The organism is Nocardiopsis sp. LDBS1602 (genome assembly GCF_035818715.1).
GTDB lineage: Bacteria > Actinomycetota > Actinomycetes > Streptosporangiales > Streptosporangiaceae > Nocardiopsis > Nocardiopsis alba.
Window position 1 is genome coordinate 109,386 of sequence record NZ_JAYLVW010000010.1, and the last position, 21,476, is coordinate 130,861.

The 21,476-nt window shown below is 64.1% G+C and carries 17 protein-coding genes; 7 read left to right on the forward strand and 10 right to left on the reverse strand.

All coding sequences use genetic code 11. The annotated features are described in order from the left end of the window. Window positions 1-13: 13 nt before the first annotated feature. The gene (locus tag U9J66_RS22885; protein WP_017533031.1) at window positions 14-400 is read right to left on the reverse strand and encodes a VOC family protein; all 387 of its coding nucleotides are present in this window, start codon (window positions 398-400) and stop codon (window positions 14-16) included. After that, the gene (locus tag U9J66_RS22890; protein ID WP_017533032.1) at window positions 397-690 is read right to left on the reverse strand and encodes an ArsR/SmtB family transcription factor; all 294 of its coding nucleotides are present in this window, start codon (window positions 688-690) and stop codon (window positions 397-399) included. The genes U9J66_RS22885 and U9J66_RS22890 overlap by 4 nt, the downstream gene beginning before the upstream one ends. Window positions 691-1,158: 468 nt before the next feature. Here U9J66_RS22890 and pdhA point away from each other — a divergent pair, with 468 nt between their 5' ends. Genes pdhA through U9J66_RS22905 form a run of 3 tightly spaced genes read left to right on the forward strand, consistent with a single transcriptional unit; the run spans window position 1,159 to window position 4,663 of the window. After that, entirely contained in the window at window positions 1,159-2,274 is a 1,116-nt protein-coding gene (gene pdhA / locus U9J66_RS22895; RefSeq protein WP_014912602.1) for a pyruvate dehydrogenase (acetyl-transferring) E1 component subunit alpha, read from the forward strand. 3 nt (window positions 2,275-2,277) lie between these two features. Further along, a complete protein-coding gene (locus U9J66_RS22900) occupies window positions 2,278-3,258 on the forward strand; it encodes an alpha-ketoacid dehydrogenase subunit beta (RefSeq protein ID WP_326338684.1) in 981 nt (326 codons plus the stop codon). 19 nt (window positions 3,259-3,277) lie between these two features. Then, window positions 3,278-4,663, forward strand: coding sequence for a dihydrolipoamide acetyltransferase family protein (locus tag U9J66_RS22905; protein WP_161110846.1), 1,386 nt, complete (start codon window positions 3,278-3,280; stop codon window positions 4,661-4,663). Between the two features lie 212 nt (window positions 4,664-4,875). On the opposite strand, the gene U9J66_RS22910 is transcribed toward U9J66_RS22905, so the two are convergent. The 8 genes from U9J66_RS22910 to eccCa form a co-directional block, all read right to left on the reverse strand. Continuing rightward, entirely contained in the window at window positions 4,876-5,808 is a 933-nt protein-coding gene (locus U9J66_RS22910) for an AEC family transporter (RefSeq protein ID WP_326338685.1), read from the reverse strand. 77 nt (window positions 5,809-5,885) lie between these two features. Beyond that, window positions 5,886-6,329: a GerW family sporulation protein gene (locus tag U9J66_RS22915; protein ID WP_014913479.1), complete on the reverse strand. Its 444-nt coding sequence runs from the start codon at window positions 6,327-6,329 to the stop codon at window positions 5,886-5,888. A gap of 110 nt (window positions 6,330-6,439) precedes the next feature. After that, window positions 6,440-7,555, reverse strand: coding sequence for a hypothetical protein (locus U9J66_RS22920; protein ID WP_326338686.1), 1,116 nt, complete (start codon window positions 7,553-7,555; stop codon window positions 6,440-6,442). A 124-nt stretch (window positions 7,556-7,679) separates the two neighbouring features. Next, entirely contained in the window at window positions 7,680-10,013 is a 2,334-nt protein-coding gene (locus tag U9J66_RS22925; protein ID WP_326338687.1) for a serine/threonine protein kinase, read from the reverse strand. A gap of 52 nt (window positions 10,014-10,065) precedes the next feature. Next, window positions 10,066-10,425 (reverse strand): hypothetical protein, encoded by a 360-nt coding sequence (locus tag U9J66_RS22930; RefSeq protein ID WP_042284323.1) that lies wholly within the window; start codon window positions 10,423-10,425, stop codon window positions 10,066-10,068. Between the two features lie 11 nt (window positions 10,426-10,436). After that, on the reverse strand, window positions 10,437-10,730 hold the full coding sequence (locus tag U9J66_RS22935) for a WXG100 family type VII secretion target (RefSeq protein WP_042284325.1): 294 nt from the start codon (window positions 10,728-10,730) through the stop codon (window positions 10,437-10,439). A gap of 46 nt (window positions 10,731-10,776) precedes the next feature. Beyond that, window positions 10,777-11,115 (reverse strand): hypothetical protein, encoded by a 339-nt coding sequence (locus U9J66_RS22940; protein WP_159068798.1) that lies wholly within the window; start codon window positions 11,113-11,115, stop codon window positions 10,777-10,779. A gap of 296 nt (window positions 11,116-11,411) precedes the next feature. Further along, on the reverse strand, window positions 11,412-15,332 hold the full coding sequence (gene eccCa, locus U9J66_RS22945; protein WP_442789871.1) for a type VII secretion protein EccCa: 3,921 nt from the start codon (window positions 15,330-15,332) through the stop codon (window positions 11,412-11,414). Between the two features lie 280 nt (window positions 15,333-15,612). On the opposite strand from eccCa, the gene eccD reads away from it, so the two are divergent. The 4 genes from eccD (at window position 15,613) to U9J66_RS22965 (ending at window position 21,404) form a co-directional block, all read left to right on the forward strand. After that, entirely contained in the window at window positions 15,613-16,953 is a 1,341-nt protein-coding gene (gene eccD, locus U9J66_RS22950) for a type VII secretion integral membrane protein EccD (protein WP_161110838.1), read from the forward strand. A gap of 135 nt (window positions 16,954-17,088) precedes the next feature. Continuing rightward, complete coding sequence (locus U9J66_RS22955; RefSeq protein ID WP_161110837.1) at window positions 17,089-17,409, forward strand: hypothetical protein; 321 nt, start codon at window positions 17,089-17,091, stop codon at window positions 17,407-17,409. Further along, a complete protein-coding gene (locus U9J66_RS22960; RefSeq protein ID WP_326338688.1) occupies window positions 17,379-19,988 on the forward strand; it encodes a TPR repeat region-containing protein in 2,610 nt (869 codons plus the stop codon). The genes U9J66_RS22955 and U9J66_RS22960 overlap by 31 nt, the downstream gene beginning before the upstream one ends. Before the next feature lie 33 nt (window positions 19,989-20,021). Continuing rightward, on the forward strand, window positions 20,022-21,404 hold the full coding sequence (locus U9J66_RS22965) for a hypothetical protein (RefSeq protein ID WP_326338690.1): 1,383 nt from the start codon (window positions 20,022-20,024) through the stop codon (window positions 21,402-21,404). The last annotated feature ends 72 nt before the right edge of the window (window positions 21,405-21,476 follow it).

A 21,476-nucleotide genomic window follows, 5' to 3' on the forward strand; every position in this document is an offset into this window, starting at 1 on the left:
ACACCTCGACCGGTCAGGCCACTCGCATGATCTGGATGAGGTTGCCGCAGGTGTCGTCCAGGACGGCCGTGGTGACCGAGCCCGCGTCGATCGGCGGCTGGGTGAACCGCACCCCGTGAGCGCGCAGGCGTTCGTATTCGGCGTGCACGTCGTCGACGGAGAAGGCGGCGGCGGGGATCCCGTCCGCGACCAGGGCCTCCTTGTACGGACCCACGGCCGGGTGGCCGGAGGGCTCCAGCAGCAGTTCGGGCCCCTCGGGGGCCTCGGGCGAGACCACGGTCAGCCACCGGGCGTCCCCCACGGGGACGTCGTTCTTCTTCTCGAAGCCCAGCACGTCGGTGTAGAAGTCCAGCGCCTTGGCCTGGTCGTCGACGAAGACGCTGGTCAGGTCGATCCTCATGTGTCGTTCTCCCGTGTACGGGGACCGGTCCACCGTTCGACGAGGTGTCGCAACGGCTCGGGGTCCAGGTCGTGGAATCGGTAGCGTCCCTCTCGCCGGATCTCGACCAGCCCGGCCTTCTCCAGCACCGCGAGGTGCTGCGAGACGGCCTGGCGGGACATGGTGAGCCCGTGTCTCATGTTCAGGCGCGAGCAGATCTCGAACAGGGTCTGTCCGGACCGCTCGGTGAGCTCGTCGAGGATGCTCCGGCGTGTGGGATCGGCGAGGGCCTTGAAGATCTCGTCGTCCACGTCGCCACTATAGGCAAGTTTTCACTTGCCTATCAAGCTCTGATCTGCCCGTTCTCGGTAAAGATCGTGCACATGCGAGTGGGATCCGGTCCTTCGACGAGGTCCCCGTCCGGAACGGCGGATACGTCGGGATCGGGGGAGGCTCGAGGTCCTCTCACCCCGAATCCCGGAGGTCCGAGGGTGTTCACGTGGTAGAGCTGGGGCAGGGCGCGGCCACGTTGTCACAAAGTTGTTGGAAGTCCTTGTAAATGCTAGGAAGCCCTGATAATCGGCCTGGCCGGCGATGAGAGAACATGGCTCGCGCAGCGTAAAAGGTGTCGCTGGGGGCTTGCGCTCTCCATAGTGAGTTCTGTCACGATATGGGGAGGACTGTCCGCGCCCATCCGACACCCCGGGTGCGCGTGGACCGTTAAACGGTCGATCAGCGTTCACCCACGCGAAGTCGGCCCCGAGAACCCGAGGAGCGACGTGTCGGACACCGCCGCGCACGAGGAACCGGAGCTCATCCAGCTCCTGACACCGGAAGGGGAGCTCAAGGAGCACCCCGACTACCCCCTGGACATCAGCGCGGAGGAGATCCGCGCCCTCTACCGTGACCTGGTGCTGGTCCGCAGGGTCGACAGCGAGGCCGTCTCCCTGCAGCGTCAGGGCGAGCTGGGCCTGTGGGCCTCGCTCCTGGGCCAGGAGGCCGCGCAGATCGGCTCCGGCCGCGCTCTACGCGCCAAGGACATGGCCTTCCCCTCCTACCGTGAACACGGCGTCGCCTGGTGCCGCGGGATCGAGCCCAAGGAACTCCTCGGCATGTTCCGCGGGGTCACCAACGGCGGTTGGGACCCGCACGAGCAGGGCTTCCACCTGTACACGATCGTCATCGGCAGCCAGACGCTGCACGCCACCGGCTACGCCATGGGCGTCCAGCGCGACGGCGCCGTCGGCGAGGACGGCACCGCCGTCATCTCCTACTTCGGCGACGGGGCCACCAGCCAGGGCGACACCAACGAGGCGTTCAACTTCGCCTCGGTGAACAACGCCCCGGTGGTCTTCTTCTGCCAGAACAACCAGTGGGCCATCTCCGAGCCCCTGGAGCGCCAGGCCCGCGTGCCGATCTACCGACGCGCCGCCGGCTTCGGCTTCCCCGGCGTACGCGTGGACGGCAACGACGTCCTCGCCTGCCTCGCGGTCACCCGCGCCGCGCTGGACAACGCCCGCAGCGGCAACGGCCCCACCCTGGTGGAGGCGTTCACCTACCGGATGGGCGCGCACACCACCAACGACGACCCCACGCGCTACCGGGACGCGGCCGAACTCGACGAGTGGAAGGCCAAGGACCCGATCCTGCGGGTGCGCCGCTACCTCGAACTCAACGGTCTGGCCGACGAGGACTTCTTCACGGCGATCGACGAGGAGGCCGACAAGGTCGGTGAGCGGGTCCGCACCGAGTGCCGCTCGATGCCCGACCCCGAGCCTCTGGACATCTTCCACGAGGTCTACGCCGAACCCAACGTCCACATCGACCGACAGCGGTCCGAGTTCGCCGACTACCTGGCCTCCTTCGAGGACGCCGGCGCGGAAGGGGGCCGCTAGGCCATGGGAACCAACCTCACGATCGGCAAGGCCATCAACGCCGGCCTGCGCGCCGCCATGGAGCACGACCCCAAGGTCCTGGTCATGGGCGAGGACGTCGGCCGGCTCGGCGGTGTCTTCCGGGTCACCGACGGCCTGCACAAGGACTTCGGCGCGGACCGCGTCATCGACACCCCGCTGGCTGAATCCGGCATCGTCGGCACCGCCATCGGCATGGCGCTGCGCGGCTACCGCCCCGTGGTGGAGATCCAGTTCGACGGTTTCTTCTTCCCGGCCGCCAACCAGACCTTCACCCAGCTGGCCAAGATGCGTCGCCGCTCGGCGGGCAAGCTGAGCATGCCCCTCGTCATGCGCATCCCCTACGGCGGCGGCATCGGCGCGGTCGAGCACCACAGCGAGTCGCCCGAGGCGTACTTCCAGCACACCGCCGGTCTGCGCGTGGTCAGCGTCGCCAACCCCGAGGACGCCTACTGGATGATCCAGCAGGCCATCCGGTCCGACGACCCGGTCATCTTCCTGGAGCCCAAGCGGCGCTACTACGAGAAGGCCGAGGTCGACACCGAGGCCTCCTTCCAGGAGGTCACCCCCCTGAACTCGGCCCGGATCGCGCGTTCCGGCACCGACTGCACGCTGCTGGCCTACGGGCCGATGGTCAAGACCGCCCTCCAGGCGGCCGAGGCCGACACCGACCACTCCATCGAGGTCATCGACGTGCGCTCACTCTCGCCCGTCGACTACGACACCATCAACGCGTCGGTCAAGCGCACCGGCCGTCTGGTGATCGCCCACGAGGCCACCCTCACCGGAGGACCCGGCGCGGAGATCGCCGCCCGGGTCACCGAGGAGTGCTTCTACCACCTGGAGTCGCCGGTCATCCGCGTGGCCGCGTTCGACACCCCCTACCCGCAGTCCAGGCTGGAGGAGTACTACCTGCCGGACCTGGACCGCGTCCTTGACGGGGTCGACCGGGCGTTCGCGTACTAGATCGGGGAAACCGCAAGACATGGCGATTCAGAAGAGCACGCCCGCGGTCGACGGCGTGCACGCGTTCAAACTGCCCGACGTCGGCGAAGGGCTGATCGAGGCCGAACTCCTCACCTGGTACGTCAAGCCGGGTGACGAGGTCAAGGACGGTCAGATGATCTGTGAGATCGAGACCGCCAAGGCCGTCGTCGAGCTGCCCTGCCCGTACTCGGGCACCGTCAAGGAGCTGTTCGCCGCCGAGGGCGAGACGGTGGAGGTCGGCACGGTCATCATCACCGTGGACGACGGCACCGGTGGTTCCGGCGGCGGAACCGCCGAGGCCGACACGGGCGCCGAGACCGAGGAGCGGGAGAAGCCGCTGGTCGGCTACGGGGAGAAGGCGGCCTCGACGCAGCGCCGTCCTCGTCGCCGACCCGCCGCCACGGCCCCGACCCCGGCGGCGCCCGCGCCCCGACCGGCTCCGGCCCCCACCACGCCGGAACCCGCGGCTCCCGCGGCCCCGGTCCGGAGCGAGGGACGTCCGCTGGCCAAGCCGCCGGTGCGCAAGCTCGCCAAGGACCTGGGGATCGACCTGGCGACGGTCTCGCCCACCGGCAAGGACGGGATCATCACCCGCGACGACGTCCACGCGGCGGTCGAGGCCGTCCGCGCGCCGGAGGCCGCCCCGACTCCGGAGACCCCGGTCGAGACGGATCGGAGCGCTCGGGAACAGCGGATCCCCATCAAGGGCGTGCGCAAGCACACCGCGGCCGCCATGGTGAACAGCGCGTTCACCGCCCCGCACGTGACCGAGTTCCTCCAGGTGGACGTCACCCGGACGATGAAGGCCGTCGCCCGCCTGCGCGAGCGCCCGGACTTCGCCGACGTCAAGGTGTCGCCGCTGCTCCTGGTGGCCAAGGCGCTGCTCATGGCGATCCGCCGCCACCCGGGGATCAACGCCTCCTGGGACGAGGAGAACCAGGAGATCGTGGTCAAGAACTACGTGAACCTGGGGATCGCGGCGGCCACCGAGCGAGGCCTGGTGGTGCCCAACATCAAGGACGCCGAATCCCAGACCCTGCCGGAACTGGCGGCGTCCCTGAAACGGCTCACCGAGACGGCCCGGGCGGGCAAGACCGGCCCGGCCGACATGTCCGGGGGCACCATCACGATCACCAACGTCGGTGTGTTCGGGGTGGACGCCGGTACCCCGATCATCAACCCGGGCGAGGCGGCCATCCTGGCCTTCGGCCAGATCCGCGACATGCCCTGGGTGCACAAGGGCGAGCTGAAGATCCGCAAGGTGACGACCCTGTCGTTGTCCTTCGACCACCGACTGGTCGACGGCGAGCTGGGGTCCAAGGTGCTGCGTGACATCGGCACCGCGCTGGAGGACCCGGAGCTGACCGCTCTGGCCTGGGGATAGTCTTCCCCAGAGCCACGGACGAGGGGCCGGCACGTCGCGACGTGCCGGCCCCTTCCACGTTGGAAGGGCCCGTCCCCCAAGGGGGTGGGGGCGGGCCCTCGAAGTCGGTATTCCCGCAACCGGACCATGACCAACCTTTGGCCGACGTTTTTATCGACGGATCGCGGAGCCGACCGACGCCGCGTGGGCCCGCCTTCCGTTCAGGGGCCGGATCAGCCGAGCAGAAAGGTGATGGCGAACAGGACCGGGACGGTCAGCAGCGTGGTCAACAGGACCACCTCTCGTGTCAGCACCTCGCCCGTCCGGTACTGGGTGGCGTAGTTGAACACGTTCTGCGCCGTGGGCAGGGCGGCCAGGACCACCACGGAGAACAGGGCGGCGCCCTCCATACCGAACACCAGAGCCCCCAGGACCCAGGCGACCAGCGGCTGGATCACCGACTTCAAGGCGACGGCCAACAGGACCGGGACCTGCTCGGGGCCGCCCTTGCCGGGCATGGCGCTTCCGTGCAGCGAGATCCCGAAGGCCAACAGCATCGCCGGCACCGCCATGCCGCCGACCAGGTCGAAGGGTTCCATCAACGGTTCCGGCGGCACCCACCCCGAAGCCGACACCGCCACCCCGGCCAGGGAGGCGATCACCACCGGGTTGCGCACAGGGGTGCCCAGGGAACGGCGGAACACCGGCCACACCCCGCGCACGTTCCCGTTGTTCAGGTCCAGGACGGTCAATGAGACGGGCGCCAGGACCAACAGCTGGAACAGCAGGATCGGCGCCACCAGGGAGGCGTCGCCGAGCACGTAGGAGGCGATCGGGATGCCGAGGTTGCCCGCGTTGACGTAGGAGGAGCCCAGGACGCCCACCGTGGTGCGGCCGACGCCCCACCTGCGGATCACGCCCACCACGAGGAAGGCCAGGGCCACGACCACCACGCTCAACACGCTCACCAGGACCGGCGGCGAGAGCAGGATCGACAGGTCCGTCCGCGCCAGGATCGTGAACAACAGAGCCGGGCTGGCCACGTAGAACGCCAGCCGACTGAGGACCTCCCTGGCACCCGGCCCGAGGAGGGAGAGTCGGCCCAGCATGTACCCGATGGCCACGATGCTGGCGATGACCCCGAAACCGACGATGACCCCGGACAAGAGGCGACCTCCGTACGACCGTGCCTCACGAGCCCGGTAACGCTACAGGAGGCCGTTTCGCGACGGTACGGCCCAGGTCACATCTCCGGTGATCCGCAGCACGATTCCGACTCCCGACGGGCGGATTCCAGGGCTTTGCGCCGACGCGCCTCACGCAGGGAGACCCCGACGATCCGGGCCGCGGTCAGGGCGCCGATCGCCGCCAACGGCAGGACCAGCCTCGTGACCGGCTGCCGGATCGACCGGTAGGCGGCGCCCTCGGGCGAGACCACCAGGAACCCCGAAGGCCGGGCCCGCACCAGGCCGGTACCGCCGGCGCCGTCGCCGTTCGAGACGACGAACCGTCCCGTGCCGCCGCCCATCAGGGTCAGCGCGCTGATCCGCGCCACCGGCACCACGGTGGTCGCGCCGGACGTGACCGGATCACCGAAGACAGTCGTCGCCCTTCCCAGCGCACGGGTGCTCTCGATCAGCCGGTCCAGAGCGGCCATCGTTCCGCGCGGACGGTCCTGCTTCGACATGATCCGGGTCCTCTCCGGGCATGGGCCATGGAATTTCACGCTATAACCGTTTCCCGCGAGCGTGGGGAAAGGAGGACACCGGTGTGTCCGATGGCCGGAAACGGCCCCGGTCAGTCCTCGGAGGCGTCCGAGGGCTCGGCGCTCGGATCGCCCGGAGGGTTCTGGGCCCAGCGCACGACCAGGGGCCACCCCTCCATGGAGGCGTCCTGGTAGAGAGGGAAGACCTCCTCGGCCTCGACCGCGCCCTCCTCCCCCAGGTCCACCCGGAACCAGGCGTTCTCGGTCTGGAGCAGGACCGCGTCACGCTCCTCGGCCGGCGCGTACTGCACGACCGGTCCGGGCTCGTCCTCCAACAGGCGGGTCGCGGTGTAGCCCTGCCCCTCCGTCGACAACAGGTACAGCCCGTCGGGCGCCTCACCGTTGCCGTCGGGACGCAGCAGCGCGTCGCCGCCGCCCCACACCTCGGTGCCGTCGAAGGTCTGCCACTGCTCGCCATTGGTCGTCAGGGTGGCGTTGACGACGGTGCCGTTGGTCGCCCTGACCACCGCCGAACCCTCGCCGCCGGTCAACTGCTGGGTCGGCACGCTGTTACGGATGTGCAGGGACCCATCGGGTGTGAGGGCCCAGTCGCTGGGACGGTTCCCCTCGCCCAACGCCAGACTCCCCTCCTGGTTGGGGGTGCCGTTGGGCGCCTCCAAGGGGACCGACATGACCTGCGGCGGCTGACCGTCGCCGTTGCCGAGGACGTACCAGAGGCGCTCCCCGTGGATCATCGGCCGTGACACGAGCCCACCCTGAGAGGAGGCGATCGTCTCGACCGGCTGATAGGAGAACCCCTCCACCTCGTCGTCCTCCGCCTCGTCCGGATCGGTCAGGACCGCCAGGTGCACGGCGTTGGGCTCACGGGTGGCGAAGGCGAAGTACTGCCAGTCCTCCGAGAACTGTCCGTACACGGGCACGTCGGGCGACATCGGGTCCACCGCGCCGTCGGGCAGCTCGATCCGCTGGAGCGGAACGCCGCTCTCCGGGTCGTGGAAGACCAGGACCTGGTCGGTCTCCGGGTCACCGCCCTCGAACCCTCGATGCAGCAGGGCCAGGCCGACCAGCCCGTCCTCGGTGAGCTCCTCGACCGTGCCGGGGGTGCCGTCCGAGGAGTCGGAGGAGGAATCACACGCGGTCACGGCGAGCAGACACACGGCCGAGGCCAGAGCGAGGGAACGCCGCATGGGGTCGCCTTTCGGGGGAGAGGGGGCTGAGGAACCTGTCCGAGACATGGGATCACCGATGTCATGCGACGGTTCTCCCGGTTCCTCACGTTATCCGGCGGACGTCACCGGAGCGGGGCCGAACTCAGTCTTCGCTGCTCGGAGAGGGTGCGTCCGACGGCTGGGCGTCCTCCTCCTCTTCCTCCTTCGCTTCCTCTTCCTCCGCCTCGGCGGCGGCCTCCTCCTCGGCCCGACGCTCGGCCTCGGCGCGTTCGGCCGCGCGCGAGGTGCACACCTCGTCGGCGGGTGCCGACCCACCCTCGACCGCCACCACGACGAAGCAGTACTCGGCGACCGTGTTCTCGGTGCTCACCTGCGCCGTCACCGCGCCGGGTCCGGTTCTGGCCAGGGTCATCAGATCGTGCCCCTGCTGCCCGCCGAGCACGAAGTACGACCCCGTGCCACCGGTGCGATCGGTCCAGGTGAGGGTGACCCCGCTGAGCGTGTCGTCCAACGCGACGTCGGTGGGCGGATCCACCGACGGGAGCGGAGAGGGCTCGGCCGTGACCGCGGGGGCCTCGGCCTCCTCGCCCTCGGCCCCTTCGGCGGTCTCCGTCTCCTCGTCCTCCGCCGCCGCGACCACAGGTCCGGAAGAGGAGGTCGCCGCGAACGCGCTGGCCACCGAGGTGACCAGGAGGATGCCGCAGACCGTCACCGCGATGTGCAGGTGTTCCCGCCAACGCGGTTGTCTTCCGGAGGCCGGGTCGGGGGCGTCCCAGACGGGGTCCGTCCCCTCCCGCTTCTCCTCCACGACCTCGTCCACCGGCAGCCGGGAGTCCTCGGCGCCACCGGTCCAGCCCTCCAAGCGGGCCCAGGCCACACGCGGGGAGATCTCCTCGCCCCGAAGACGCGCCATCGCGATCTCGGCCGTGGTGTTGGGCGACTCTCGCTCGGGTACGGCCCCGTGCCGCTCACGCTCCTCCGGGGTGGGGAGCGGACGGTTCGGGAAACGGAGACTCGTGGAGGTCTGGAGGCGGGCCGGGGTCTCGGAGCGCAGGCTCCGCTCTTCGGGCTTCGGGGGGTCGGGCGGGAACCAGGATCCGGCTGGCGGCTCCTCGACGGGCGGTGGTGCTGCGGGGCGCTCGGGGGCCTGGAAGGGCCTCTGAGGTCCGCTCGCGGGCTCTTGAGGACGCTCCTGGTGCACGGGCTCCGCCGGGCCCCGGTGCTCTCCGAAGGACGGAGCCTCGGGGCCGCCGAAGGCCGGGTTCGGACCGGAGAACGGGGCGTGCCCACCGGTGGCGGACGCACCGGTTCCCGGGCCGAAGGAGGCGTTCCCTCCGGTGATCGGGGCGTTCGGCCCGGTCGACCCGGACAGGGACGGATGGGGCCCGGAGAAGGCCGCGTGGCCTCCGGTGGCGCCACCCTGCGGACCATGTCCTCCGGTCGGATGGTTCAGAGAGGCGTTCGGGCCGGAGAGGGGAGGGTTGGGTCCGGAGAACGCCGTGTTCGGACCGGACAGGGGGGTGTTCGGTCCCGAGAACGCCGCGTTCGGTCCCGACAGGGGAGGGTGGCCACCGGACGGATCCCGCACGGGCTCGTTCGGGCCCGACAGAGGGGCGTTCCCTCCGGTGATCGGGGTGTTCGACCCGGACATGGTGGTGGCCGGTCGCGAGGTGCGGGCCTGCTCGAAGGCGGCGCTGAACTCCGCCGCGTTCGCGTAACGCTCCTCCGGACGCTTGGCCAGCGCACGGGTCAGGACCCCGCGCAGCTTCCGCGAGACGTCCTGACGACCGATCGGACGAGGGGCCTCGCCCAACACCCGATTCGCGTAGGCGTGCGGATCGAAGGGGCCGCCGTCGGTGGACGAGAAGGGCGCCTGCCCCGTCAACATCGTCCAGATCGTCGAGGCGAGCTGATAGACGTCGGACGCCGGCGTCCGTGCCTCGCCCCGCAGAGCCTCCGGGGACGAGTGCAGGAACACCTCCTCCGAGGCCTCCGGCGGCGAGAAGGCCTGCCCCACGGGCATCACGAAACCGAACCCGGTCAGCACCGGGGTCCGACCGGCCCGCAGGACGTTGCCCGGGGTGACGTCGTTGTGCGTCAACCCCCGGGCGTGCATGGCCCCCAGCGCCACAGAGATGCTCCTGGCGACCGCCGCCGCCTCCTGGATCGGCGCGGGGCCCACCCGGGAGAGCATGTCGGCGAAGGAACCATCGGGGTAGTGGGGCAGGACCACGAACATGTCGCCCGCGGTGGTCGTCCCCGCGTCCAACAGCGGAACGACACCGGAGACCCCGCCGAGCGTGCGCAGACGGTCGAGCTCGTTGCGCCCCGCGTCGGCGGCCAGCACCTTGAGCACGACGTCGGCGCCGCTGGTGGCGCGGGTCGCGCGCACGATCACGGCACGACGTCCCTGCTTCAGGACGTCCGAGGTGTCGTACCCGGGGGCCCAGGAAGGGCCGGGCGCGGAGTCGGACACGAGAGATCGACCCCCTGTTCATGGTGGAGAGGTGAGAGGGGTCCGACGAACGTCAGACCCGATCCGGCAGCAGGGGGGCTTCGAACACCGAGACCGGGGCCGACTGCTGTCGGAACTGCCCGATCCCGCGTTGTTCGTTGACCTCCTGCTGCCGCTCGAAGGCCCCGATCAGGGCGATGACCCCGCAGACCAGAGCGGTGATGATGAGACCGCCGATCACCGCCGGCCACACCCGTTGCCGACGGCGCCAGTAGCGACTGGAGCCGTAGAGCATCGCCGACCTCAACTGCCGATGCCGGAGAGCGTCCGCCTGGAGGACGTACTTCTCCTCGTCGGGCGTGTAGTGGAATGCCTCCGGGAGCTGAGGATCAGGGTCGGGCGGAGGTGTCGGGGAGGTGGCTGCGGTGGACATCGATTTCGAGTTTACCGGGTGAAGATCGTTTCAAGGTTTTTGTGCAGGTACGACATCTTGTCGATGACCTCGTCGTTGGAGCTGATGAGGTTCTGGAACGCCTGCTGAACTTCTTCGTACTTGGTCTGGAACTCTTCGTTCTCGGTCATCGCGGTTTCGCGACCCGCGCCCTCCCAGGCCCCGAAGGTGGAGTTGGCCGTGGTCATCAGGGCGTCCATGATGTTCTGGAAACGTCCGTTGGTGTCGGACAGGTCCATGGAGGTGTTCTCCATGGTGCTGATCCGGCTGTAGTGCTGATCCGACATGATCGCCTTTCTCTTTTCCTGAAAAGTCTTTTCTCGCTGAAACGGATCAGCGGTTGACGCCGCGGGCCAGGGGGTCGATCTCGGCGGCGGCGGCGCTGTAGGTCTCTTCGGCCTCGGAGGTGAGACGGTTCAGTTCGTTCTGAGCCTCGCCCAGGTTCATCCCGTTGGTCTGGCACCAGGTCAACAGCCCGGAGAAGGCGTCCACGAGGTTCGCGCCCGCAGCGCTGAAGGGGGCCTCGGGACCGCGGAGACCCTCCGGGATGCCCTCGACGTCACCGATGAGGTTACGGATGTCCTGCGTCATGCTGTCGGCCTGGTCGAGGGTGCCCTGGCTGCCCTCGCCCATGGCGTTGACGTTTGAAAAATCGAGATGATCGCTGCTCATGCGCTTTCCTTCGAGGGAAGTGGGGAATTCGGCTACCTGGAACAGGGGCAGGGCATCGCGAACCGATGCCATTCACTACCGGACGTGGAGGACGATAGCCAGTTCGTACTCGCGAGGTCAATGAACCTCATCTCTTCCTCCACACGGTGTGAGTGAGACCCTGCCGGTTGTCACCGGCCCGGGCCGGAGCACGGGCCCGTCCGCTTTTGGGACGCCTTTCCCATCGGGATGGTTCTGATCCATGGGAATCCAGGGGCTCGTGTGTTCACCCGAACCGGGTGAACACACGAGCGGACTCAGGCCGGCGGATCGCTCCATCCGGCCTGGAGGAGCTCCGGTCTGCGCCCCCGCAAGGAGAGCTGGGCACGACCGGGTGGAAGTTCCTTGGAGGCCACGCCGTTGGAGATCCGGCCCTCTCTCCGGTCTCCGGAGAAGAGGACGCCCGGGGTGGCCATGTCGTTCAGAGCCTGCATCACCGCTTCGAACATGGCACGCCCGGCGCCACCGGTACGCCTGGCCACGATGAGGTGCAGACCGAGATCGGCGCCCTGCGAGATATAGGGGGCCAGGGGGGCCAGTGGATTGTTCCTGCTCCCCAGCATGTCCATGTCGTCGACCACGATGTACAGGTCCAACCCCTTCCACCAGCTGCGCTCGCGCAACTGCTTCGGGGTGACGTCGGGGCCGGGCAGACGTTCCTTGAGGGCCTTGGCCAGACTCTTGGCGACGGCCGCGGTCTGGTCCACGTTGGTGCAGTAGGAGAGGAGGTGGTCCTGCGGCACCAGCTCCAGATGGCTGCGCCGGAAGTCGACCATGACCACGCCCACCTCTTCGTGTGAGCGTTGGATGATCTGTTTGACCATTCCTCGGACGAAGGTGCTCTTGCCGCTCTTCGGGTCACCGAAGACGAGCAGGTGCGGGTCCTTGGCCAGGTTGGTCCGCGCGGGGCTCAAGGTGCTCTCGGCCAGCCCCAAGACCAGCTCGTTGCGGCGGGCACTCATCTTATGGCCTCTGAGCAGGCGTTCCAGTTCGACCTTCTCGGGCAGGGTCTTGACACCCTGGACGGCCTTCTGGGGCCAGCGCGTCTTCACCCGTTCGATGAGATCCCGGATGCCATCGGTGACGCTTTCGGCGTCGGTGATCCCGTCCACACGGGGAAGAGCGATCTGGAAGTGACGCTCGTCCGCGCCCATACCGCGTCCGGGCTGGTCCTTGGGCAGGGTCTCCGCGACCCTGCGGCTGAGACCGGAGTCCATGGGGTCGCTCAGACGCAGCTCCAGACGACCACCGAACAGGGCCTGGAGGCGGGAACGGATCTGTGTGTTCGAGGCTCCGGACAGGACACAGTGGATCCCGAGAGAAGGACCCCGCGTGGCGATGTCCATCAGCAGCTCGTCGGCCTCCTCGAAGTCCTCCCGGACCGCGGACCAGCCGTCGATCAACAGGAAGATGTCCCCGATGGTGCCGCTGGGAACCTTGCCCTCGGAGCGAGCCTGACGGAGGGCTGCGGGAGAGTCGAGGCGGTGTTTACGGAAGAGGCGCTGACGACGGTCCAGCTGGGTCTTGACGTCGATCAGCACCCGCTGCACACGCTCGGGGTCGGTCCGCCCGGCCACACCGGCGACATGCGGCAGGTCCTCCATCGCCTGCAGCGCGCCGCCTCCGTAGTCGATCGCGTACACGGCCACTCGGCCGGGCGGGTAACGCCAGGCCAAACTCGTGATCATGGTCCTGAACAGCGTCGACTTACCGGACTGGGGCCCGCCCAGAAGAATGACGTTGCCCTCACCACCGGTGAAGTCCAGCTCGGTGGGGACGACCTTCTGCTCGCGGGGGATATCGGTCAGACCGAGGACCGCGCGAACCTCGGACGGTTCCGGTTCGACCCCTTCGTCGCTCAAACCGGTCCCCTCACCCAGGTGCTCCAACACGGTGTCGAAGGTGAGGAGCTCGGGCAACGGGGGCAGCCAGACGGGACGTACACGCTCGGCACCGGAGGCGACGATGCGGTCGATGGTCACCTGGAGGGTCGTACGGGACTCCTCCTTGGCCTCCTTCTTCGCCTCCTTGGCGTCGATCCGCATGGACTGGACCAGCGACTCGACGAGAGAGCTGTCGGTCCCCATGGCCTTGTCCAGCCCATTGAAGGACAAGAGCGGGAGGATCGGAACGTCCTCCTCGGTCTCCTCCTCCGGGTCCGGCGGGACGTAGGGCTGAGAGACCATGGCGGCCTTGAACCGCTCGAACACCGAGGTGTCCACCTTGAGATAGCCCGAACCCGGCTCCGGAGGCAGATGGTAGGCGTCGCCCACACCGATCGCCTCCCGGCTCTCGGCCTCGGAGAAGGTACGCAGACCCACTCGGTAGGACAGGTGGGATTCCAGCCCCCGGATCTTGCCCGCCTCCAGGCGTTGAGTGGCCAAGAGCAGGTGTACACCGATGGAACGTCCGATACGGCCGATCGCCACGAACAACTCGGCGAAGTCGGGGTGGGCCGTGAGGAGCTCGGAGAACTCGTCGATGATGATCAACAGGTGCGGGAGCGGCTTCAGGTCGGGGTTCTCCTCCCTGGCCGCCTCATAGGCGTGCAGGTTGGGCAGGTTCCCCGCTTCCTTGAGCACCTGTTGCCTTCGCGTCAGCTCACCGAAGGTCGCCTCGCGGAACCGCATGACGAGAGAGTCGTCGTCGGCCAGGTTGGTGATCAGGCCCGCGCTGTGCGGAAGCCGGTCGGTGTCCGCGAAGGTGGCGCCACCCTTGAAGTCCACCAAGAGCAGGGCGAGGTGATCCGGGTCGTGGTTGATCACCAACGACGCCACCATCGTCCTGAGCATCTCGGACTTACCCGAACCGGTCGCGCCGACCACGAGACCGTGCGGCCCCATACCGCCGAAGGCCGACTCCTTCAGGTCCAAGAGCACGACGTTGCCGTGCGGACCCACACCGATGGGGACACGCAGGTAGTCACCGGTGCTACGGGGTCTCCACGTCTTACGGGTGTCCAACTGGGCCACGTCCGGCACGCCCAGGATCTCCGGAAGACCGACGGTCTCGTGCATGGCGTCGTCGGCGTCGCTGACCGAGATGCCGTACGGGGCAAGGGTCCGGGACAGCGTGGTCAGGTGTGCGACCGTGGCGTTGTCGGCCTGCCCCGCCAGAGGGGTGCGATCTCCGTTCTCGGAGTCGTCGGCGTCCTCGACGTCCTCTGTCAGGGTTCCGTCCGCCGAGACCGTCAGCCTCAGATCCACCGCCTCCGGTTCCTCGCGCTTGTCACCGACCAAGGCGATCACGTGGATACCGAGGTCCGCGAGCGAGGTGACGGGGGGCTCGGCCTGGAGACCCGAGAGCGTCGACTGGTGTTCTCCGTCCAGGATGACGACCAGGCGCCGAGTACCGGGGCCGGGCGCCTTGTTCCTACGACGTTGCAGGTCGACGGTGCGGCTTTCGATCTCCTCGGCCATCATCTCGGCCATCTGCATGCTGTTCACGCTGACGAACCGAGCCGGGAACGGCCCGTCCTTGGCCTCATCGAAAGTGTTGTGGGGAAGCCACTTGAGCCATTCCCATTGGGCTCGGAGCTTCTTGTCGCGGACGACGCCCACGCGTAGGTCGTGGGGAGAATGGAAGGTGGCCATCTGTGCCACGAGGGCTCGGGCCAGACCACGACCCGCGGTACGGTCCCCCACGATCGAGATGACACCGTGCTGACGCAGCGGGATCACGAGAGGCATCTCGGGGACGTCGGCGTACAGGTCGATCAACTGCTCCGCAGCACCCTGACAGACGGGGTCGTAGACCACCAGCGGGTTGGAGGTGTCGACCTTGAGCTGCAGTCTCCGTGACAGGGGGCGGGTCCCGACACCGGCCCGCACCTCGAGGAAGTCCGGATCGCTCGCCCTTCGCTCCCATCTTCGAGCCCTCGAGCGGGACGGTTCCGTCAGGAGTTCCGGTCGAGGATGTCGGAAGGCGTTGTCCGCCCGCTGGGTCGAGGCGACCTCACGAATGATCTCTCGAAGTTGATCCAGATAATCGACATAACGTTCCCGTTGTTCACGGATGCGTTTACGCGGTCCGTTGTACTGGGACACGAACATGATGATGCCGACGATGACGCTCGCCACCATGATCATCACACCGGCGACGGCCATGAGCGGTCGATGACCCATGGTGATCGACATCAGCAACGACCCCGAGCCCGTGATGATGGGCATGATGATCATCGCGCCGGAGCTTCCGGCCGGAGTGTTCTCCGGCATCTGCGGCGGCGTCGCTATGACCAGGGGTTTGTCGCCTGGCGACTTGGGGGTGCTGCGGGCGGGCCGCGGGACCGATCTGGTCGCCACAGTTCTCTCTCTTCCGTCCACCGTCGGGGGCTCTGGTGTCTGGTGACTACGCTCGGGGCTCAGGATAATCTCGCGAACGCCGTGAACCATCCTATTCACGGCCGACCTTCGCGAGGTCGGAGTGTCACCCTCAGTCGAGAACAAAGGAACCCTTGGTGTGAGCGGATACTGCCGAGTCACGGTCACCGGCCCGCAGAAATGGGCTGACCTGGCCTTGCCCGGAACAGTCCCTGTGGCGACATTGATGCCTCGGATCATCGAGGTCTGCGTTCCGGACGATGAGAGCACCGAACCGGGGACCTGGACGCTCAGCACCGCCGACGGGGAACCCATCCACGGGGACGAACCCCTGGAGAACGCCGGTGTCTACGACGGTGACGTGCTCCTGCTCAATCGGCACAGCGCGCCGCAGCGCCCACAGAACGTCGACGACGTACGAGGCGCGGTCGAGGACGAGGTCGACGAGCACGCGTGGATCTGGAACTCCACCGTCACGCTCTCCTTCGGCCTGATCGTCGCCGCGGTCGGCCCCCTGTTGATGCTCGCGCTGATGATGTGGCTGCGACCGTCTCCTCTCTACCTGGCGACCGCCTCACTCGGCACCGCGTTCTCCCTGGCGATCATGGTGTACGCGGCACGTCGGCCACTGCCGGTGGTGGCCCACATACTGTTCTCCGCCGCCTGTCTCTGGGGAGCCGCGACCGCCCTGATCGGGGGGCGTCTGGTGAGCGGCCCCGACCCCTTGGTCGCCGGTGCCTTCGCTCTCTCCGGGGCACTACTGGTGGCGATCGTCGGCTGGTCACTGCACAAGACGGGGCTCGCCTACATCGCGGGCCTCGGGGTCCTCGCTCTGGCCGCTGGTGTCCTGGTGACCGTCGGGATCTTCGTGGAACCGATCCAGGGCGCGCGTGCGATGGCCCTGGCCCTGGTGCTGTGCGTGGGCGTGCTGCCCAGGACCGCGATGGTGATGGGCGGGCTCTCCGGCCTGGACTACGAGGTGGGCCGGTCCGGGCAGGTCTCCACCGACCGCTTCGAGGAGACCTTCGGTAACAGCGATCGCCTTCTACTGGGCATCATCACCGGCGCGGGGGTGAGTGCCGGAATGGTGCTGCTCCTCCTCGCCTATTACGCGGACGGTCTCCCCGACCTGTTGCTCTGTGTTCTGATGTCTGCTCTTCTCCTTCTCCGGTCGCGTGTATTCGATCGGATCCGTCACGTCCTCCCTCTGCGGTTGGCCGGGGTTCTGGGAATCGGCGCCGCAGGAGTGGCCACAATCGGTCAATACCAGGTTCTTGGCCCCTGGCTGCCTCCGGCGGTACTGATGGTGGGGGCGACCGTGGGAATCTTGAGCGGTATCCGTCTCACGGATGTCCCGAGAGCCTCTCTGCGGAGGTTGCTCAACTGGACGGAGATCGTCGTCGTTCTCGCCATGGTTCCCATTTTCGCGTGGGGAATGGGGCTCTTCCAGTTCGTCGGCGAACGCACGGGAACCTTCTGATAAGAAACACCATCACAGTAAGAATATCGTGCACCAAGAGGGAACTCCCTGCTCAGGCGGGGAGCTCTTTCTTTGTCGTACCCATGAGGTGGTATGGGTGGAGAACCCAGCCCACCAGAAGAGGAGGACATGAACATGGATGAGTTGAGCGCGAACCCAGAGGAAGGGTTCCTCAAAGGGAACGAGGCCGAGATCCTGGCAGAGGCCATGGTGGGACTCGAAGATACTTTCGAGCTGCTTATGAATGAAGCTGTGGGCAAGACGGGTTCTTTGATCGGCACGGCCTATATATCGTTCAGGAATAATGTTCAGCCCACGATTAGAACCGTCCAGGAAAATGGTCTTGCCCTGGCCAATGACATTCAGTCGGGATCTGCTCAGATAGCCAAAGAGGACTATGAGGCGAGTGAAGTTTACAATGGGGCATGGAACGAGATGCCCGAAGTGAATTTCTGATATTTATTTTTGGAGTTTTTGTGGATATTGTTAGGTCCGTGACCTTCAATGGCGAGACCAGTACGGCCATGGAGGTTTCCAGTTCGACCGGTCTGTACAGTACAAGGTCATTCAATCTATTGATGAACTCAGATCCGGATTTCAACCCTGCGGCCATTAGTAAGCTCGCAGAAGATATGATCGAGTTGGAAGCCAGAATCCTGGGTCGTGCACACGACCTGGGTGGAACCTTCGATGAGTCCGCTCAGGCGTTCACCGACCTTATTCAGTGGAGTATTACGGGTGACTATACGGATGATCTTGACACATGGATGGACGCTGCAGCGAGTATGAGGTTCTGCGCGGCAATTACCGAGGAGTGGTATGACGCTGCAAAGGCCTATAAGGATGAAAGGCTCAGGATCATCAATCGCTGGAACAATGAGGCTCCAGCGCTGGCCGAAGGTCTGGACAAAGCCCCTCCCATGATCTCTTTGATGGGAACGAAATCTCCGGCAGAGAAGGCCGAAGCCGATTTGGATGCTCTAAAGAGTGAGCTGGAGGGTGAAGAAGCAGAAGCCTATAGAACACTTGACTCCACATCCCTAACCTTGGGTGATGATCTGCGTAATGGCCCGACGCCCGATGCTGTACTTCGTCTCATGAACGGCGGATATATCACTTGGTCCTACTTTAATATAACCGGAGACGAGCAAGCTCTCCCTAAGGAATTTGACCCAGAAGAAATGGCAGAGAAGGTGGGTGACGCCTGGAGCCTTAATGATCCGTCTGAGATGGATGAAGAGTATGATGAAATGTTGGCTGTTCTTTCTTCTCTGGGGTGGCGTGCTATGCAGGCCCAAGAGATCGATGAGATCGATATGAGCCCTTCAGAGATGCAGTTTTTGAAGGATTTCTACGATGCTTTGGAAAGACAGAGCAACGGTATTATCTATCTTCCCAGCGCGATCCAGGAGAATTTGGACCCCGAAGACGCTTCAGCAGCGCTCGCAGCGTTGGGCGGGGGACTTCTCGCGCTCTCTGATAAGAGTCTGTCTATTGGTGGATCGCCTGGAGGTTATTCTGATCTTCCAGAGAGCTTTCGGAACGCTGTGGAGGCGAATCAGGAGAACACTCCCATTGGCGTCGATCAGTGGGAGGCGGTTCGTGATCTACTGGCTCACACTCCTTCTGACCTTTCCGGTGGTCGAGGCCTTTCAGTGACTTTGAGTCTTTCGGTAGGTGGGTTCCTGGCCGGAGAGCTCGGGGGAGCCCCGGCAGACCCCGAAACGCGTCCGGACGGAGAGAATATGACCAAGGTTCTCGAGGACATCCTAGAGGTTTCCACGAGAAATAAGGATGCGAACGCCGACCTTATATCAGGGCCCAATAGAAGCGACAACGAAAGCGTGTCGAGTGATGATAAAGACATTTGGTATAACCACCCGAGTGTCGACCCTGATGATCTCGACGAACTGAGAAAAACAGCTCTGGATCACATCCTTATTAATGATTGGGATGATGGAGGAGAAGCTGCGGGAGGCCTTACCAGATGGATTGCGGAAGACGCCTTCAGTGATGATCCGGAAGATAATGAGCGTGCTGGTCGTGCTAGTGCGGACTTCATTGACCATATTACTGATGACGAAGAAAGGAGTATTCGGAGAGATGGAGAGATGGTCACTCGTTTTGACTTTTTGACAAACGTTGAAAACGGAGACAAGGATGATCCGGATCTTTCCTTTACTCAATTGAATCCTGAGCTCGCGAAGTCGCTTCTTCCTATTTTTGACGCCTATCGACATGAATTTGGCGAGGAAGGGGGTGGGGCATCAGTTTCTTATGATGCTGAGAGAGGTAGCTTCGAGGTCGGAGATGAAACTTCCAAGAAGTTCTTTGAAATTATCGCTGGTGGTGAAGAAGCGGCAGTAGCAATGGTTGCCATAGCGGAAACCCGGGTTAATGAAGAGATTGAAGAGCTGATCAGGCTTGATGGCGACTACGATGCGCAATTTGCTAAGTCGAAGGAAGCTGGTCAAGAGAATTGGAGGATTCAGCACCTTATTAGAGAAGCTTTGGAGAATGAGGCTGCCAGCAGAAATATGAACGCCGAGGCTGCAAAGATTGAAGCCTATAACAGGCAGATCGAAGGTAGAGAGGCGGCGGTCGCTCTGGTCTTCTCGGCGGGCAACGGAATAAGTGGAACAAATCCGTTGACTGATGCCACTATCGGTGTTGTTCTGGAGCTGGGAGAAAATATTGTCAAGGACGCGGCGACCAGTCCGATCGTTCTTGACCTTGGAACCGAGGAAGAAGTCAAGGCCGGAATTAATTCCAGTGAGAATGTAAACGGACTTCGTGTGGGTGTGGCTTTGCTCGACCACTATGTCAGTAGTGATGACTACGGCGTGACAAGGAAAGATATCGAAAATTCGGAACATCTTATCATGGGGGAAAATGGAATTGGCATCCGTAGTGATATTTCAGCAAAGGATAGAGTGGATGTGATAAATGAAATCGAGAACATTATGAGGAATAACGTCGACGAGGGGCAGTACGAGCTCTTCAATAGATACATCGACGCTTTTCCAGTTGAGTAGCCTTCATCTATTGAATTTGGATATCAAGTGAACTTGCAGCTCAAGGAAAATGGGAAACTGGGGAGACTTTGGAGAGTCATCCTTCTCTCGATATTTATCGTTCTTGTGCTTATTGTTTCATATTTTTTCCTGGTTGTCGATCAAGGTGTCGAACGTAGGGAGTTGGTAGGGGAGCCGGAGAATTATCAGATTCCCAAAGAGATTGGGGGTCTGTCGTGGACCTGGGTCGGTGAAGACCCGAATCGAAACTCGAGTGTTCACGCGATTCCTCAGGGAGCCCTGATCGCCACGGCTCATGGTGTATTTGCGCTGGACGGGAAAAGCGGAGAGGAGATCTGGTCCTTCAGTGATTCATCAGTGGGGGAAATATCATCCGAATGGCACGAGCTTCTTGATGAGGCGACTCAGGTATCTCCGGATATGCAGCATGTGATGCACGTCACTGAGTATGTGAATGGCGATGGTGGGGACGGTTCCTCGAGGTTCGGGTTCGAGGTGCTGGATTCTGTGAGCGGAGAGTCTGTACAGAGCGGATCGCTGGACTCGCAGGGGCCTGAAGAAGCACTTTATGAGGCCGGTGTCCTGACAGATAAGGGTAGAGCTTTTTTCTCAGTAGATCAGGAGATTGGAGAATACTCGCTAGGTCTTGTTTCCTTTGATTCTGAATCAGTCTGGGATAAGAATGCTGTAGAACTTTGTGATTCAGGAGATCCTTCTTCTGTGGATTTCTCCGCCTTCCCTGAAGTTCTCATTTCCTCGGTCGAATGCTCTGAAGGAACTTTTCTTCTCGGTTTCGACATGGATTCCGGAGAGGTCTCTTGGAGAATCGACTCCGGGTCGGTCGCTCTTCCCGATAGTTTCTTGCGGGTCAGGAATGTCGGAGATTATGCTGCGCTCTCGAGTTCCGATAGTGATTTCTCTGCTCCTGGAAGCCTTGGTGTCGAAGAGGTCGTGATCGATCCGCAGACGGGAAATATCATCTCCGAGGGCCCTGTTCTCGATGAACGAGAATACCCTGTTCTCACAACGGGAGAAGGGTACTTGATCGATGTTAATGATCGAGAAGGGGAAGAGTCTGATCGCGGTTACATCCTCCAAGATTTTCAGGGGGATTTCGTGAAGGATGTTGTTCGCTCGGATGGAGAGATTTCCAGAAGTCCGAGTGATATTCTTCTCCTGGAGGGGGGTGTTGTTGAAAGAAAGTTGCGTGATCTTGTTTCGAAGGAATATTTGGATAGTGGGGTTATTCGTTTTGTCTCTTGGCGTGGAGAAGAGGTCGAGATAGAACTTCCGTGTCCGGAGGCTCAAGGTGGGTTGCAGAATTTTCTAGCGGTTCCCGGGGCTGTTGTATCAATCGATCGTGATGCCGGATGTGGCTCAGGGGAAGGAAAAGTGACTGTTAATGGGTTTCGCTAATTGATCAAATTTTTATTATTGAAATCTATTTTTTGCTCATTTTCGTGGTGGAATCTCTTGTCATTCGGGTTC

Excerpts from the sequence above, each read along its gene's own strand:
- U9J66_RS22920 (WP_326338686.1), bottom strand. The coding sequence starts at position 7,555 with ATGCGGCGTTCCCTCGCTCTGGCCTCGGCCGTGTGTCTGCTCGCCGTG.
- U9J66_RS22885 (WP_017533031.1), bottom strand. The coding sequence starts at position 400 with ATGAGGATCGACCTGACCAGCGTCTTCGTCGACGACCAGGCCAAGGCG.
- U9J66_RS22900 (WP_326338684.1), top strand. The coding sequence starts at position 2,278 with ATGGGAACCAACCTCACGATCGGCAAGGCCATCAACGCCGGCCTGCGC.
- U9J66_RS22940 (WP_159068798.1), bottom strand. The coding sequence starts at position 11,115 with ATGAGCAGCGATCATCTCGATTTTTCAAACGTCAACGCCATGGGCGAG.
- U9J66_RS22905 (WP_161110846.1), top strand. The coding sequence starts at position 3,278 with ATGGCGATTCAGAAGAGCACGCCCGCGGTCGACGGCGTGCACGCGTTC.
- U9J66_RS22935 (WP_042284325.1), bottom strand. The coding sequence starts at position 10,730 with ATGTCGGATCAGCACTACAGCCGGATCAGCACCATGGAGAACACCTCC.
- U9J66_RS22915 (WP_014913479.1), bottom strand. The coding sequence starts at position 6,329 with ATGTCGAAGCAGGACCGTCCGCGCGGAACGATGGCCGCTCTGGACCGG.
- eccCa (WP_442789871.1), bottom strand. The coding sequence starts at position 15,332 with ATGATCATCATGCCCATCATCACGGGCTCGGGGTCGTTGCTGATGTCG.
- U9J66_RS22930 (WP_042284323.1), bottom strand. The coding sequence starts at position 10,425 with ATGTCCACCGCAGCCACCTCCCCGACACCTCCGCCCGACCCTGATCCT.
- U9J66_RS22955 (WP_161110837.1), top strand. The coding sequence starts at position 17,089 with ATGGATGAGTTGAGCGCGAACCCAGAGGAAGGGTTCCTCAAAGGGAAC.
- U9J66_RS22960 (WP_326338688.1), top strand. The coding sequence starts at position 17,379 with ATGGAACGAGATGCCCGAAGTGAATTTCTGATATTTATTTTTGGAGTT.